A 15517-nucleotide genomic window follows, 5' to 3' on the forward strand; every position below is an offset into this window, starting at 1 on the left:
CGTACTTCTCTCAGTACGCCTCCGGTCGAATGCTCGTCGTGCCTAGCATCTAAGCATTTCTAATCAGCCTATTATTTTATTGTCTATTTGTGCAAAGTATAGCAAAAGATGAGGCCGTCTGTCAATTACATTTTTACAATTTACTATTCTGTCCGAATGGTAATACCGTCAACTTCCTCATTATCATCAGCAAAAATGACCTCGCCGTTGACTTTTTTGCCTTTGAGCACTGCTGGCATCCAGTAGCTGTCATCAGCCCACATATCCTTATAGGGTATATCTGCCACATCAAACCATGCTGGCTTCATCTCAGCAGTTTCCCCCGGCTCGCCCTGCCAATTGCGCACGACATACAAGTGCACATCGTGGTCAAGCTCAGGATTAGCTGGAAAAATAAACATCAGTTGGCCCATATACTCAAGGTCAGCTTCCTTTACCGCTATACCGCATTCTTCCACCAGCTCGCGCACAGCAGCGGCGGTTGGCGTTTCTCCATTCTCGATTTTTCCGCCAAAGCCGTTGTACTTACCGTGGCCAAATCCTGTCTTTTTCATTCCGAGTAAAATACGCTCAGCCGGATTGCCCTGAATCGGCAAGCATAATGTTGTTGAACGCAAACTAATCCCCCTTTTTTACGGTAGCCGAAAAACTTTAAGCTTATTACTAACAGTCGAAATCGTAAGTGGCAGCAGCGGCCCGAGCTCACCGTCCAGATCGCTTTCCACTGATTCATTACATTCAATAAAAATATTTGCTGCCTGCAGATGCTGGATATGACTGCTTGATGTGTGACGCCCGGCAAAAATGCTAATGAACAAACCCATCAGCTCCGAGATGCTGCATTTGTTGACAATGAGTAAATCAAGCTTACCGTCATCAATCTTGGCTTCAGGGGCCAGCGTAGGGAAACTCCCCACCATGCCACTATTCATCACCAGAAAAAGTAGGATATCATCCTCAATCACCTGGCCGTCTGCTGTAATTTTTATATGAAGTGAACGAAAACTCGGCAGCTCTCCTAGCCCTTTGAAATAATAGGCCATCCGGCCTAACGTGTTTTTAAGTGAAGTGTCAACACTATGGGCAACCGCGGTCAACAGTCCGGCGCTGGCTACATTAAGGAAGTATTCACCATTGACACTACCGACATCAACCGTCCGCCACAAGCCGCCCACAACAGCACTCAAGCACCTCGGCAAATCTTTGCCAAAATTCAAGTGACTGGCAAAATCATTACATGTCCCACTCGGAATAATCCCCAGCGGAACATCGACTTCCTCGGTCAGCATGGCGTTAATGACTTCATGCACTGTGCCATCACCACCAGCTACAATAAACCCATCAGCAGCAAACTCTTTGGCCTTGCTGATAAATGGCCGGATATCGCCTTTATACCTGGTACGGAACGGCAATACCATACCGCCTGACAATTGCAGGAATTCAATGACCTCATCCAATCTGGACTTGAATCTGCCATCCCCTGATACCGGATTATAAATTAGTACATACCTTTTCATACTACTCCCCCAGGGGTCAGTTTTAGAATTCCAGCCATTGACCGTCAGCCGGAACAGTTACCCTGTTGTCCAGACCTTCCTGAGATAAAAATGCATTCAACTCAGCCCTAGTCAAAAGACAATGATTAATGGCTTCCATATGCAGCACAACTACTTTGGCTGCTGGTGCATGCCTGCATACCTGGAATATATCCTGCATCCCCATGGTTATCGGGTCACCTTGGTTGAACCTGGCCGCGCCCCCATTCAGCACAATGACCTCAGGCTTATGCGTTGCCAGGGAATCTGCTACTTCAGGGCACCAGATGGTATCGCCGGCAATATACAGTGTCGGCTCACCAGCAGCGTTAAGCACATAGCCTGATACCGGAGCCATCTTTTGCCCAATTTCCCCGGTACCATGCTGGCCACCGGTCCGCTCAATGGCTATCGCTTTCCAAGTGGCAGCCGGATTAACTGGCTGTACATCTTCAAACCCCAGTTGCTTTAGTTTATCCAGATCTTCCGGCTGACAAAACACCGACATAGCTTTGGGCAAAAGTTCGCCGGCAGCACTGTCAAAATGGTCACGATGCATATGGGTAACAAGACAGGCATCAGCCTTCATCACCAACTCTGCACTGACAGGCAATTCTACCAACGGATTGCGCCGCTGGTTAGGCGAATTATCAATCGGTGTCATGCCTTCAGCCGGACTTAGAACAGGGTCAACCAAAAAGGTTACCTCCTGCATCAACAAGTGAAAAGTAGCATGCCTCAAGTGCCTGATCTTCATGTACTATTTCCCCCTATCAGAACTATTCGCATTTGTTATCCAGATTATACCACAAAATCACACATCCCTGCATTATCTAAGCATCATACATAGCATACCTTGATAAATACAGCTTACTCTTTATTTGCTTACAAATATATTCTATCTTTTATTTTGGGAAAAGAACCTAACCCCTCGCTTGGATTAGGTTCCCCCCTTCGCCTAATATAGGTAATATTTCTTCGACATTTCCTTAAACTGTGCAGATGCTTCGTCCCATTGAGTCAGAATTACGTCCAGTGGCGCTCCCCAGCGCACATTGCTGTCGCCGGTATAAATATCGATGGTTGACGCAGCCGCTGTGGCTGACTGGTTAAAGGAAAACTTGCCGCCATCCATCTCGCTAATGACATACAGGAGCGACAAACCAGTACGCACCGGACGGAAGGCTTGTTTGTCAGTAACATGAATCTGTACACCACCGCACAGGCGGCCCTGATGTTTAACCTCAGGTTGTCTTGGCGTAAAATACACTGGCCGGAACACTACGCCAGGAAGACCGGCGGCATTCATGCGTCCAGCCAGCTCGGCAGCGTTAATCCAGGGCGCGCCCACAAGTTCAAACGGCCGGGTAGTACCAATTCCTTCGGAAACATTAGTCCCCCCGAAAATTCCTGTCCCGCTATAAGCGAGCGCGGTGTCCGGTGTCGGGATATTCGGTGAGGTCATCACCCATGGCAGCCCAGTGTCACCAAAATGCATACTGCGCTGCCACCCTGTCATGGGAATCACAATCAGGTCGCAATTAATGTTATATTCACTGTTCATCAGCCGGGCCAGCTCACCGATTGTCAATCCATGCCTGGCCGGAATGGGATACAGGCCGATAAACGACTCATAGCCAAGCTGAATAATATTACCTTCAACGACTTCGCCACCCACTGGGTTAGGCCGGTCAAACACGACAAACGTCTTGCCATGCTCTTTGGCGCTCTGCATAGCATAGGCCATAGTATACATGTAGGTATAGAACCTGGCGCCAATATCCTGCATGTCAAATGCCAAAACATCAATATTTGTTAGCATTTCAGCTGTTGGCCGCTTGCTTTGGCCATACAGACTGTAGACAGGTACACCGGTACTTTCATCCGTATAGCTGCCTACCGAGGCACCAGCTGGAACATGCCCCCTGATACCGTGTTCAGGGGAGAACAGCGCTACCAACTGGGTTTTGGCTTTGAGGACATCAATCGTGCTTTGAAACTCACTAGTCATCCCTGTCTGGTTGGTAATAAGCCCTACCCGTTTTCCCTGGAACACAGTCAGATGACGGTCAAGATTGTCGATTCCTAACCGTACTTTCACAGGATTTTGTAACTTTTCCACCTGTTGTTTGTGGACTGGAGCAGCGCTGCCCATAGAAGCCGCAGTGAGTACTAGAATAATAGCAAAAATACTAATGACTTGTTTAAATTGCACAGCTAGCCTCCGTTCAAATATGCACTACGATTAGGCAAGAAATTGCTTCACGCCTCCTCAACCCGCACCCGACTGCCTCGCCCAGCCGGTTCAGCCGGATCAACAAGCAGTCGCCGCTGCATGCGCTGTTTTAACTCTGCTACATGACTGATGATGCCAATGGTCAGACGCTCGATATGCAGCTTTTCCAGGGTTGACATGGCTACATCCAGTGCATGCTGGTCCAACGAGCCAAACCCCTCATCTAAGAAGAAGAATTCCAATGGATACTTGCCTTTAAGCTGGATCTGCGCCGATAATGCCAGCGACAGTGCCAGCGCTGTCTGGAAGGTTTCTCCACCTGAAAGTGTACTCACAGGGCGCTTAACACCACCATTGGCATCATCGCGGATCAGAAAACCGCCATCAGAATTTAGTTCCAGCGCATACCTGTGCTGGGTTATCTGTTTTAGGCGTTCTGACGCCTGCCTGGCCACCAGTTCCATCTGCTCCTGAGCCAAAAATTCTACAAAAACATTGCCTCGCAGCAGCGTTCGCAGTGCCAGCAGACAATCTCGCTGTTCTTTTAGCCTAAGCCGCACAGTCTCAAGCTCTAACCAGCGCTGGTGCTTCACCGACAAGTCGCGGTACTCCTTATCAGCCTCTACCCGCTCCTGAGTAGCCGTATTCTTACCAGCCTCCGTTTGGGCCATCGTTTGCTTACTTTGTTCCCAGTCAGCCTCAGTCACCTGCCGGCCTTTCAAGGCCTCCAGCAGCTGTTCACACTGGGCGATTAGCCGTTGCTCGGTTTCAGCGTAGGTCTTAAGCAGACGACGACCAGCTTCTTGACGCGCGGCTGGCATGTGCGCTGCCGTCATAGCGCTAACATCAGCAAAGCCTTCCTCTGTCAGCTTGTCATAAAGCCGTGCCTGCAGGGTCTTCCTGCGTTCTGCCGCCTCCAGCCAGCTGGTTTCGGCCCGTGTCCGAGCCTGCTCAGCCGCTGCTAACGCCTCTGCCACCTGCTCAGCGCTTTCTTTGGCCAGACTTTCCTCCCGGCGAACCAGCTCAAGCGCCTGAGCGATCCGGGCCAACAGCTGGCTTGCAGGTATCCCCTGCGTAATAGCAGCAAGTTCCAGTTGTTTGGCAGCCAAATGTTCATTAGCTGCGTCTACCCGGGCAGTAAGCCCAGCCAATTCAGCCTCAGCCGCTTGGACACTGCGCTGCAGACTGTTGATTTCTGCCTGGCAGGAATCATACTCTTGCCGCTGACTAGCCAACTGCTTATTCAATGCTTCAGTTGACTTGTCCTGATTACTAATATATGCAGCCAATTCCTGCACATGCGCAAGCACGGTATCAGCACTCACAGCACTGCCTAACTTCTTCCCTGCCACCTGGAGTGCCTGATTCAGTTGCTCGCACACAACATTGACTGCATCCCTTGCCTCAATATATTCGGCTCTGATTTTTTCAACCTCAGCCAAAGCGGTTGCTGCTTGCTGGCTAAGCCCTGCTGCAGTCGCGCCAACCTCTACTAAGCGTTGGCGTTCAGCAGCTACGGCCTTACCTGTCTCAGCCAACGTCTGGGTCAGGTTGGCAATCCGCTCTTTAGCTGCTGCAATTTCCTGTTCAAAATGCGCATGGTTGCCCTTATCGGCACCCTGCTCTGACGTAGCCGGATGAGGATGGCTGCCTGACCCGCATACTGGGCAGGGCTTACCTTCTACCAACTCTCCAGCAAGCCGTGCTGCAGCAGCCAACCGCTCACTAGCCAGGAGTTGGTCTAGCTGTGCTGAAGCTGCCTTTAGCTGTGCTTCAGCCGCTTTGGCCTCTGCAGCTTCCAATGTCCCTAACCGCAGCTCAACCTGCCGCCGATTCTCCTCAGCTTGCTTGGCTGCAGCCTCGGCCACATCGAACTGCTGCTTACGCAGAACACCGGCCTGCTTAATCTTGTCGGCAGCTGCCATGTTTTGCATAAGGGCTTGGGCACTGGCGAGACATTCCTGTACTTTAGCCCGCTGTCCAGCGCTAATACTAGCTCCACTTACCTTCTGCTCAAACTCTTTTATCCTGTCTATCAGGCTTTGGCTGCGCCCAGCTTGCTGCTCCAACACCGTACTGGCCGTTTTAGCGGCAATCTGCTGCTTTTTTTGCTGTGCGGCTAACACAGCGACATCCTCAGCCAGTTGGTTTACCTGCTCCTCCAGTTTCCTGGCAGCCTCTAACCTTATTCGTTGTTCAATTAGTTCAGGTTCTCGTTTCAACCGGACTTCCCTGGCATTATTGTAGGCGGCATCAAGTCTCTTGCCCTCCTCCGCTAGCAAGTTGGCACGTTCTGATGCCTGCTGCTTAGCGGTGGCCGCAGTCTCTTCAGTGGTTTGGCTGGTCGAAAACTCTTCAGCAATGGCTGCTGCCCGGCCCGCCCGCTCCGCCAGCTCAAGGGCTGCTGCCGTCTGTTCTATTTCACTCTGCTGCTGGCGGTGACCAGCAAGCTCAACCTGCTTTTTCGCCACTTCATTCTGGAGGTTATACACCTCCTTAGCCTCACTATACTGCTCTTCGGCTAGCTTGTACTCCATTACAGCCTGCTCTTCCGCCTGCCTGGCTAGTACTAGCACTGCCTGCGCGTTAGCAACAGCGGCCGGAGAGGCATCGCCCAGTCCTTTTTGCTCGCTTTCCACTTCAATATAACTTGTTTCGGCTGATTTAACATGGTCATTTACCTTATTAATCAGGACATTCCCGTACTGCTCCAGGGAAAATAGGCGTTGCAGCATTTCCCGCCGCTCTTTACCACCCAAGCTCAAGAACTCAGCAAACTTGCCCTGTGGGAGCACAACGGCACGGGTAAAGTCTTCCTCTTTAAGCCCTAAGAGCCCGGTTATCTGCTCAGTAACCTCACGGTCTTTGTCAGCCATGACCTCTTCCTGGTCCTCCCTGACAGCAATCAGGCGGCTATGGGTGTTGTTGACAGCCAACTGGTCTTTACGGGCATAACGTCGTTCTACCCGGTACACACGGCGCTCACGGCCTTGCCCTAGCGAAAAAGTAAACGACACTTTTACGTTTTTTTCGGCATGATTTAAGATACCCTGGGTACGGCGTCCGGCTCTAACCACAGTCCCGTATAAGGCCAGTGTCATGGCATCTAATATCGAAGATTTACCACTGCCTGTCGGCCCAAAGATACCAAAAACCCCTAGCTCCGAGAGCTGGTCAAAGGGGATTTCCTGCTCTTCCCTGAAACTATGAAGACCGGCAATCTTCAGCGTAATTGGTTTCATGTCGCAGCCTCCCCACCAGTGTCATCCTGAGGGTCGGTATCTTCGTTCGCCAAAATACTCTGACTCAATTCCAGGAACATCTGTACCAGTTTTTCATCAGGCTTAAGCCCGCCGTTCTGCTGCTCATAAAACCGGACAAACAGCTCATTAAGCGGCATACTGTTAAGCCTGGCCGGTTGTTTATCCAAGTCATTATCAAGCATGTGGAACACTGGTCTTATTGTGACAAATCCTGAGTGCATAGCTCGCAGCTCCTGAATTTCATCTAAGGCCAACGCCTGCTTAATCTCCAGTTCAACCTCGATCCAGGCATTTTTATCCCGTCCAGCGTCCACCCATTCCCGTACCTGAGCCAAACCACCAGCTGCCCGCCATCTGACCAGCGGTCTTCCTGCTGCCAAAGGCACTTCACGCACCTCAGCAGCTTGTCCAGGTTGCACATCGACAATTGTTACCGACTTAGCATAGCCGGTTTCAGAGAAGCTATAAGCCAGCGGCGACCCGGCATACCGGCAGGGAGCTGGTGTCCCGCCGACATACTGCGGGCGATGCAAGTGGCCAAGCGCAATATATTGGGCTTGATCCGGAAACACCAGTGGGTCTACGGCATACGCGCCTCCGACCTGAATCTGATGCTCAGAGTCTGATTCAATGCCGCCGCGGACATACAGGTGGCTTACAGCCAAATTAACGGTATCTGTCCGATATTTGGTATTGAGTGTACTAAACAATCCAGCCAACCGGTCATTATATCCCTGACGCAACTCTTTGTCATCCAGCGACTGAGCCAATATCTCCTTAAGACGCCCCTCAGACGGGTAAGGCAGAGCTGCAATCACTGCAGTATAATCAACCCCTGGCACAGCCAGCTCCAGCCAGGCTTGACCTCCATTTACCCGATATACTTTTCCAGCCCCCAAACTGGTAGGTCCAAATTCTTCTTTAGGCAGGCCAACCAGCGTAATACCTAAACGACCAGCCAGCGACGATGCGGCACATAACCGGTCTGGGTTATCATGGTTGCCAGCCACAACGACAACCCCCCGACTGCCATGGTCTGCCAGCCTGTCAATTGCGTAGTAGAACAGTTCCTCTGCAGCTGCGCTGGGGTTGGGACTCTGGAATACATCCCCGGCTACCAGCACCAAATCAATGCGCTCATCAACGCAAATGCCACATAATTCTTCTACAAAAGCAATCTGCTCAGGCAGCCTATCCCGCCCTTCGATGGTCTTGCCGAAATGCCAGTCGGCTGTATGTAAAATTCGCATATGTAACTCCTTTTAATTGATCACTGCTTGTCTTTCGAAAGAATTTTCGCCTTGGCCAAGGTAAACTCCTTCACAATAAAATTTTCCAGGGGCAGGATATTTCTCAGTATTTGTTGAATTATCTGCAAAAAGAAGGATATTCCTGCGAAGGAGGACATCATGAGCGATAAAATCATTTTTCTGGTCGAAGATAACCCGGACGATGAGGCGCTGACACTACGAGCCCTCAAGAAAAATAACATTATGAATCAGGTCATTGTTGCTCATGACGGTGCAGAAGCACTCGACTATTTGCTCGGTCCCAACTCAGATAACAACCGTGTGCCGCAGGTAATTCTTCTTGATCTTAAGCTCCCTAAAATTGACGGCTTAGAGGTACTTAAACGGTTACGTGCCGATGAGCGTACCAAATTATTGCCTGTCATTATTCTCACTTCTTCGCGCGAAGAACAGGATTTGATCAACAGTTATCAGTTAGGAGCAAACAGCTATATTCGTAAGCCGGTTGACTTTAACCAGTTTATTGCCGCCGTCCAGCAACTCGGCCTATATTGGCTGGTACTGAACGAATTCCCGCCCGCAAGGAGGTAAAAGAGATGCCTACACCCTTAAATGTCTTGATTATCGAGGATTCAGACGATGATGTCCTATTGATAAAAAGGGCTCTCCGCCAGGGCGGCTATACTCCCCACCTCAGTAAAGTAGAGCTGCCTTGTACCATGCTTGCTGCCTTGTCTGCGCAAAAGTGGGATGTCATTATCTCCGATTATTCATTACCAAACTTTAGTGGCTTGGCTGCTCTCGAACTCCTAAAAAAGTGTGCGCTTGACATTCCTTTTATCATTGTATCAGGAGCCATTGGTGAAGATGTAGCAGTACGTGCCATGAAGGCTGGGGCTCATGATTATATTCTTAAGAGCAGTCTAGCCCGTTTAGCACCGGCCATTAGCCGCGAAATTCAGGAAGCCGAGGTTCGGCGCGACCGGAAAAAACTTGAAGAACGTCTCACCTATCTAAGTATGCATGATCCGTTGACAGGCCTGTTCAACCGAGCCTATTTCGCCGCAGAACTTGAGCGGCTTAATGACCCACTTTTCGCCCCAGTCGGTATGATAGTGGGTGATTTAGATGGTCTTAAACTGATTAATGACACCTGGGGACATCAAAGCGGTGATAGCTTACTCAAAGCTGCTGCCGGTATTCTTACTGCCAACAGTCCGCCTAACACCATTGTTACGCGAATCGGCGGCGATGAATTTGTTATACTGCTGCCAAATGCTACTTTGCAGTCGCTTGAAGTATTGTCCCGGCGTATTACCAAGTCAGTAGATGCCTATAATCTGAGCACGCCACTAGCAGAGGGGATTGTCCTTAGCATTTCCCTTGGCTTTGCTTTGGCTGATTCCTACCCGGCAAGTCTACAGGATGTCTTTAAATCGGCTGACAATAATATGTACCGTGAAAAGCTGCACCGGAGCCAAAGTAACCGGAGCGCCATTGTTCAGACCGCAATGAAACTCTTAGAGGCACGGGACTTTATCACAGAAGGTCATGGCGATCGCCTCCAACAATTGGTTGCGCGCATGGGAATGCTCCTTCGCTTGCCGGAAAATCGGATCACAGACTTAAAACTCCTTGCCCAATTTCATGATATTGGTAAGGTAGGTATTCCTGACCATATCCTGTTTAAGCCAGGCAAGCTCACCGTCGAAGAATTCAATCAAATGAAGCGTCATTCCGAAATAGGCTTTCGCATTGCCCATGCATCGCCTGACTTAAGCATAATTGCCGATTACATTCTCAAACATCATGAATGGTGGAACGGCACTGGCTATCCGATGGGACTAACTGCAGAAAACATCCCACTAGAATGCCGGATACTGTCAATTGCCGATGCGTATGATGCCATGACCAGTGACCGCCCTTACCGCAAAGCACTGAGTCATACTCAGGCCACATGCGAACTTCGCCGGTTTGCCGGCATTCAGTTTGACCCAGATTTAATTGAACCGTTTGTTGAGATAGTAGAAAAGCAGCACTAATAAAAAACCACGGGAAATCCCGCGGTTTTCTTTATTCATAAGCAATTACCAGACTGCAATTACCGAGCCTTTGAAGTGCTCATTAACAAATTTCTTTACTTCCTCAGAGTGATATGCTTTTACAAGTTTAGCCACTGCTTGATTGTCTTTGTCTTTTGCCTTCACAGCAATAACATTGGCATAAGGCGAATTACCATCTTCAATAGCCAAGGCATCCTTATTAGGAACAAGGCCGGCTGTCATAGCATAGTTAGTATTGATGGCCGCTAAATCAACGTCTTCCAGCGAACGCGGCACTTGCGCGGCATCAAGTTCTTTGATTTTAAAGCTCTTGGGGTTTTCGGCAATATCGGCAGCTGCAGCTTTAAGGCCGGTTCCTTGCTTAAGCTTAATTAATCCCTGTTTTTCTAATAACAGCAACGCACGTCCGCCATTGGTCGGATCATTAGGAATTGCGATTACCGCACCAGGCTTAAGCTCGTTCAGTGACTTAATTTTCTTGGAGTAGATGCCCATCGGGTAAATAACAGTCTTGGCAACAGAGACTATGTCATACTTGCGATCTTGTACCATATTATCCAAATACGGCTGATGCTGAAAGCTGTTAACATCTATATCCCCCTGGCTTAAGGCCACGTTAGGCTGAACATAATCATTGAACTCAACAATCTGAATCTTGAGGCCGTCTTTTTCGGCTACTTTTTTGACAGCCTCCATAACTTCGGCATGAGGACCGGCAGTTACACCAACCTTGAGAGTTTTATCTGCTGCCGGTGCAGCAGCCTGTTGGCCGCAGCCTGTAAGCCCCACAACGGCTAATGCTAGGCTAGTGGCAAGTGCGAATACCTTTAAGTATTTTTTCATGTTCTTCTCCCCTTATTTATTACTATTAATTACTTTACTATAAGCTTTGCCAAGCGGTCAGCAGCCGCTGTTAAAGTCTCAAATTTTTTGCAGAAACAAAACCGGATCAGGGTCTTGCCTGCAGTACTTTCAGGACGGAAAAAGCTGGAGCCAGGCACAACCGCTACACCAATCTCACTGGTCAAGTATTTGGCAAAAGCAACATCGTCATCCCAGCCGAATGGCGTAATATCGGCCATAATGTAGTACGCTCCCTGCGGTCTCACGCATTTGAAGCCTACTTTTTCTAAAGCATTAAGTAAATAATCACGGCGCTCGCTGTAGAAACCGGCCAGCTCTGCATAATAGTCAGCACCAAAGTTAAACGCCTCGGCAGCTGCCACTTGCAGTGGCGCAGCAGCTCCTACGGTGAGAAAATCATGGACTTTGCGGACTGAAGCAGTGATTTCCGCCGAGGCCTGCACATAACCGATACGCCAACCGGTAACACTGAAGGTTTTGGAAACACTGTTTACGGCAATTGTCCTGTCAGCCATTCCCGGCAAAGTCCATAGCGGAATATGCTCGGTATTGTCATACAGAATATGCTCATAGATCTCATCATTAATTGCCAATACATCATGTTTAATACACAGCTCAGCAATTAGTTCCAGTTCCTCGCGATTGAACACCTTACCTGTCGGGTTATTAGGCGTATTAATAATGATGGCTTTGGTTTTGTCAGAAAACGCGGCAATCAATTCCTCGCGGTTAAAGTTAAACTCAGGAGGTGTCAGGCTAACATACTTGGGTATCGCCCCGCATAAAATTACATCAGCACCGTAGTTTTCATAAAAAGGTTCGAAGATGATGACTTCATCACCAGGGTTAACCGTAGCCAACAGCGTAGCAATCATCCCCTCGGTTGCTCCGCAGCATACTGTAAGCTGGCGTTCTGGGTCAATAACAACGCCATAGTCGCGTTCTACCTTGGCGGCAATGGCATCACGCAAGCCTTTAGTGCCCCAGGTTATGGCGTACTGGTTATTGTCTTCATTCACGGCTTTGATAGCTGCCTGCTTTATCGCCTCAGGAGCCGGGAAATCAGGAAACCCCTGTGCCAGGTTTATGGCATTGTGAGCGGCAGCAATCCGGCTCATCTCACGGATGACTGACTCAGTAAATTGTCTGGCCTTAGCCGAGGCGTAGCCGCCTTCACGAATACTCTGGATTATATTTTCCATGATTAATATACCCCCTATATTTGTGCATCGCATTTAGCGTTTGTTAAGTTTTTGGGCAAAATAGTCGCCGCTTGATTGAACCATTTGCACAAGAGCAATAAGAATGACAACAGTCGCCACCATAACGTCAGCTCTGAACCGTTGATAACCATAGCGAATGGCCAAGTCTCCCAAACCACCGCCGCCAACAGCTCCAGCCATAGCCGAGTAGCCAATCAGGCTGATTACCGTCAAGGTTAATCCCAGTGCAATGGAAGGCATGGCTTCAGGAATAAGCACCTTTAGGATAATCTGGCGGGGTGACGCCCCCATTGACTGCGCTGCTTCAACAAGTCCTGCATCCACTTCCTTGAGTGCAGACTCAACAATCCGACCAACAAATGGAATAGCAGCAATGGTGAGCGGAACAATGGCGGCATTAGTGCCAATTGATGTGCCAGCAATGATCCGGGTAAACGGAATGATTGCCACCATGAGAATGATAAATGGTGTTGATCTGGCAGCGTTAACTATGGCGCCCAAGACTTGATTAAATGCCACGTTTTCTTTGATATGGCCTTTGCCGGTAATAACCAGAATAACACCTAGCGGAATACCTAACAGTGCTGATACAAGCGAAGAAACAGCCACCATATATATTGTCTCTCCTAAAGCCTCAACCAGCAGCATAAGCATGTCTTGCGACATAACCAATCACCTCTGTTTCCAAATCTATAGCCTGTAAATAGTTTAATGCGTTTTGAATATCATCCTGTGCGCCAGATAACTCGATTAGCAGTGTTCCATACGGCGTATCCTGCAAATGGTCAATATTGCCTGAGATTATATTGACATCAATAGCAAACCGCCTGATAAGGCCGGCAATAACCGGCTCGTTAGTGGCTGCACCGAAGAAGGAAAGTCTTACGACAAGGTTCCCGCCAGCTACCGGCGTTTCTGACAACACCTCTGCCAGCGCTTCCGGCAGTTTGTTATTTACTACAGCCTTAATAAATTCACGGGCCGTTGCTGATTTAGGCTTGGTAAACACATCAAAAACCTTACCGGTTTCCACTAGTTGCCCGCCTTCGATCACAGCCACCTGATCACAAATTGCTTTAATAACATGCATCTCATGGGTAATTAAAACAATGGTTAGGCCCAGTTTTTTGTTTATATCTCTCAACAAAGTTAAGATCGACTCGGTTGTTTGCGGATCAAGCGCCGATGTTGCTTCGTCACATAAGAGAACCTTAGGCTGACTGGCTAACGCCCTGGCGATACCCACCCGCTGCTTTTGTCCGCCACTGAGCTGGGCCGGATATACATCTTTTTTATCAGACAAGCCCACCAGCTCCAGGAGCGGCAATACCTTTTTCTCCCATTCAGCACGCTTAACACCAGCAATCTCCAGCGGAAAAGCGACATTTTCGAGAACAGTTCGCGATGACAACAGATTAAAGTGCTGAAAAATCATCCCAATGCTTTTGCGTGCTTCTCGTAATTCAGCTTCTGACAATGCTGTCATATCCTGCCCGGCAACAACTACCTTACCAGCGGTAGGGCGTTCTAACAGGTTAATGCAGCGGATAAGCGTACTTTTACCAGCACCACTTTTACCAATAATGCCATATATCTCACCCTGCTTTATAGCAAGCGACACCTCCTCAAGCGCAATTACTGTGCCTGACTCGCCGTGATATACCTTCTGCAATCCAGTTAACGTAATCATGTTTGTAGTTCTCCCTCCCTAAATAAAAAAAGCCCCTTCATAGACGAAGAGGCATAATTTCTTAACTATGCTATTCTTCATCTGCCAAACCCTTACGGGTTGCAGGAATTGGCACCGTTCGCATATGCGATGGTTGCCGCGGCTTCATAGGGCCAGTCCCTCAGCCAACTCTTGATGAAAGAATACTGTATTCAGTTCATGAGTCATATTAACATGTGACATAATCTACTGTCAAGAGTTTTTTGGTTACAGTTTTTTGCCTAAAGTCGCTACATAAATAGCAAACTGTTCATGTCCGTCAATGTGTAGTGCTTGGTTCAGCTTGTCATCATCAAAAGCAGCGATAGCACAGACACCGCTATCTATCGCCTCTGCTGCCAGATAAAGATTCTGACAAACATGCCCTGCATCAAGATGCAGGTAGCGATAGCCTCGCTGCCCATAGCGGTAAGTCATTCGGTATGTAGCTGCAGTCCAAATAAATGTAACCGCACTAGTCTGAACAAATTTCTGTTTAATACATGCCTCAGTGATTATATCACCGATATTGTCCGGAGCTTCCATTCTAACAAGCTGATGGTCAACAGCCAAAAACCGATACAAGCCCGGTATTAGCCCAGTAACATGATTAACTAACAAATATGTCTCAAAAGCATGCCTAGCCCCCGCCGATGGCACATTACGAAACGTAGCAAGGTGGGACTTAATTGACTTAACTCCCTGCGTACACCATAATAAGTAAGACAACTCATGCAAAGTCAAAGGTTTGTCCGCATATTTACGTACACTAACGCGCTGACTAATAGCGTCTGTTACTGAAATATCAGCAGGATTAAACCCCTTGGGATCAGGTAAATCCAGAGCACAATCAGTGCCAGAACACTCAAGCTCCACTGGTGGATACGGCAAGCCTTTCGCCTGATCAGACGACGGTGACGGCTGGCCATATTTAGTCTTCTCCATAAATTCCTTGCCAGGTTCAAATGTCATAATGGCCCCTCCCTAAATTAATGGATGGTAAAATTTAGTTACTGTGTTTTTACAACAAGTATACTATAAAAGTAGGCAAATCAAAAGCACTCACTAAAAAGTGAGTGCTTTAACTAACCAGCAACTTCCTAATCTCCCAGGCCGTTTCCAGCCAAGTACCTTCGGCGTTTATGGGCTTAACTACTGTGTTCGGTATGGGAACAGGTGGAACCCCACAGCTATCGTCACTGGATATACAGGTGAATATCCGGTTAAGGTATATTCCCTGAAAACTTCACAGAAGAAAAGCATTGCGCATTAGGTTAATGTTTGCACTTAGCAAACGAGGTAGTTAAGTCAAGTCCTCGGCCTATTAGTACCAGTCAGCTGCGTGGATTGCGCCACTTACACATCTGGCCTATCT

Annotated in this window: 13 protein-coding genes, 1 rRNA gene and 1 riboswitch; of the genes, 2 read left to right on the forward strand and 12 right to left on the reverse strand. The window is 48.6% G+C overall.

The annotated features are described in order from the left end of the window. Positions 1 to 143 precede the first annotated feature (143 nt). The 6 genes from B9A22_RS23460 to B9A22_RS23485 all read right to left on the reverse strand — a co-directional run bounded on the left by B9A22_RS23460 (position 144) and on the right by B9A22_RS23485 (position 8284). The gene (locus B9A22_RS23460) at positions 144 to 617 is read right to left on the reverse strand and encodes an 8-oxo-dGTP diphosphatase (RefSeq protein ID WP_084578368.1); all 474 of its coding nucleotides are present in this window, start codon (positions 615 to 617) and stop codon (positions 144 to 146) included. Between the two features lie 15 nt (positions 618 to 632). Next, positions 633 to 1517, reverse strand: a complete 885-nt coding sequence (locus B9A22_RS23465; RefSeq protein WP_084578369.1) for a diacylglycerol/lipid kinase family protein — start codon at positions 1515 to 1517, stop codon at positions 633 to 635. 22 nt (positions 1518 to 1539) lie between these two features. After that, positions 1540 to 2292, reverse strand: coding sequence for an MBL fold metallo-hydrolase (locus B9A22_RS23470; protein ID WP_084578370.1), 753 nt, complete (start codon positions 2290 to 2292; stop codon positions 1540 to 1542). A gap of 201 nt (positions 2293 to 2493) precedes the next feature. Further along, positions 2494 to 3750: an exo-beta-N-acetylmuramidase NamZ family protein gene (locus B9A22_RS23475; protein WP_245824119.1), complete on the reverse strand. Its 1257-nt coding sequence runs from the start codon at positions 3748 to 3750 to the stop codon at positions 2494 to 2496. Between the two features lie 47 nt (positions 3751 to 3797). Next, on the reverse strand, positions 3798 to 7013 hold the full coding sequence (locus B9A22_RS23480; protein ID WP_084578371.1) for an AAA family ATPase: 3216 nt from the start codon (positions 7011 to 7013) through the stop codon (positions 3798 to 3800). Next, the gene (locus B9A22_RS23485) at positions 7010 to 8284 is read right to left on the reverse strand and encodes an exonuclease SbcCD subunit D (protein ID WP_084578372.1); all 1275 of its coding nucleotides are present in this window, start codon (positions 8282 to 8284) and stop codon (positions 7010 to 7012) included. The genes B9A22_RS23480 and B9A22_RS23485 overlap by 4 nt, the downstream gene beginning before the upstream one ends. Before the next feature lie 159 nt (positions 8285 to 8443). On the opposite strand from B9A22_RS23485, the gene B9A22_RS23490 reads away from it, so the two are divergent. Both B9A22_RS23490 and B9A22_RS23495 read left to right on the forward strand, forming a co-directional pair. Continuing rightward, positions 8444 to 8875: a response regulator gene (locus B9A22_RS23490; RefSeq protein WP_084578373.1), complete on the forward strand. Its 432-nt coding sequence runs from the start codon at positions 8444 to 8446 to the stop codon at positions 8873 to 8875. Between the two features lie 5 nt (positions 8876 to 8880). Beyond that, positions 8881 to 10326 carry a bifunctional diguanylate cyclase/phosphohydrolase gene (locus B9A22_RS23495; protein WP_084578374.1) on the forward strand — a complete coding sequence of 482 codons (1446 nt, stop codon included), beginning with the start codon at positions 8881 to 8883 and terminating at the stop codon, positions 10324 to 10326. 45 nt (positions 10327 to 10371) lie between these two features. Here B9A22_RS23495 and B9A22_RS23500 read toward each other — a convergent pair whose 3' ends face one another. The 6 genes from B9A22_RS23500 to rrf form a co-directional block, all read right to left on the reverse strand. Further along, entirely contained in the window at positions 10372 to 11190 is an 819-nt protein-coding gene (locus tag B9A22_RS23500; RefSeq protein WP_084578375.1) for a MetQ/NlpA family ABC transporter substrate-binding protein, read from the reverse strand. Positions 11191 to 11219: 29 nt separating this feature from the next. Then, entirely contained in the window at positions 11220 to 12413 is a 1194-nt protein-coding gene (locus tag B9A22_RS23505) for a pyridoxal phosphate-dependent aminotransferase (protein WP_084578376.1), read from the reverse strand. A gap of 33 nt (positions 12414 to 12446) precedes the next feature. After that, on the reverse strand, positions 12447 to 13100 hold the full coding sequence (locus B9A22_RS23510) for a methionine ABC transporter permease (RefSeq protein WP_084578377.1): 654 nt from the start codon (positions 13098 to 13100) through the stop codon (positions 12447 to 12449). Then, entirely contained in the window at positions 13069 to 14124 is a 1056-nt protein-coding gene (locus B9A22_RS23515) for a methionine ABC transporter ATP-binding protein (protein WP_084578378.1), read from the reverse strand. Before B9A22_RS23515 ends, B9A22_RS23510 begins: the two co-directional genes overlap by 32 nt. A gap of 74 nt (positions 14125 to 14198) precedes the next feature. Beyond that, positions 14199 to 14305: riboswitch (SAM riboswitch) on the reverse strand. 65 nt (positions 14306 to 14370) lie between these two features. Further along, on the reverse strand, positions 14371 to 15114 hold the full coding sequence (locus tag B9A22_RS23520; protein ID WP_084578379.1) for a SagB/ThcOx family dehydrogenase: 744 nt from the start codon (positions 15112 to 15114) through the stop codon (positions 14371 to 14373). Positions 15115 to 15229: 115 nt separating this feature from the next. Beyond that, positions 15230 to 15346, reverse strand: a 5S ribosomal RNA gene (gene rrf, locus B9A22_RS23525). Positions 15347 to 15517: the final 171 nt, after the last annotated feature.

It is taken from the genome of Sporomusa malonica, from assembly GCF_900176355.1.
Taxonomy (GTDB): Bacteria; Bacillota; Negativicutes; order Sporomusales; family Sporomusaceae; genus Sporomusa; species Sporomusa malonica.

Excerpts from the sequence above, each read along its gene's own strand:
- B9A22_RS23485 (WP_084578372.1), bottom strand. The coding sequence starts at position 8,284 with ATGCGAATTTTACATACAGCCGACTGGCATTTCGGCAAGACCATCGAA.
- B9A22_RS23490 (WP_084578373.1), top strand. The coding sequence starts at position 8,444 with ATGAGCGATAAAATCATTTTTCTGGTCGAAGATAACCCGGACGATGAG.
- B9A22_RS23495 (WP_084578374.1), top strand. The coding sequence starts at position 8,881 with ATGCCTACACCCTTAAATGTCTTGATTATCGAGGATTCAGACGATGAT.
- B9A22_RS23520 (WP_084578379.1), bottom strand. The coding sequence starts at position 15,114 with ATGACATTTGAACCTGGCAAGGAATTTATGGAGAAGACTAAATATGGC.
- B9A22_RS23470 (WP_084578370.1), bottom strand. The coding sequence starts at position 2,292 with ATGAAGATCAGGCACTTGAGGCATGCTACTTTTCACTTGTTGATGCAG.
- B9A22_RS23505 (WP_084578376.1), bottom strand. The coding sequence starts at position 12,413 with ATGGAAAATATAATCCAGAGTATTCGTGAAGGCGGCTACGCCTCGGCT.
- B9A22_RS23480 (WP_084578371.1), bottom strand. The coding sequence starts at position 7,013 with ATGAAACCAATTACGCTGAAGATTGCCGGTCTTCATAGTTTCAGGGAA.
- B9A22_RS23500 (WP_084578375.1), bottom strand. The coding sequence starts at position 11,190 with ATGAAAAAATACTTAAAGGTATTCGCACTTGCCACTAGCCTAGCATTA.
- B9A22_RS23515 (WP_084578378.1), bottom strand. The coding sequence starts at position 14,124 with ATGATTACGTTAACTGGATTGCAGAAGGTATATCACGGCGAGTCAGGC.
- B9A22_RS23465 (WP_084578369.1), bottom strand. The coding sequence starts at position 1,517 with ATGAAAAGGTATGTACTAATTTATAATCCGGTATCAGGGGATGGCAGA.
- B9A22_RS23510 (WP_084578377.1), bottom strand. The coding sequence starts at position 13,100 with ATGTCGCAAGACATGCTTATGCTGCTGGTTGAGGCTTTAGGAGAGACA.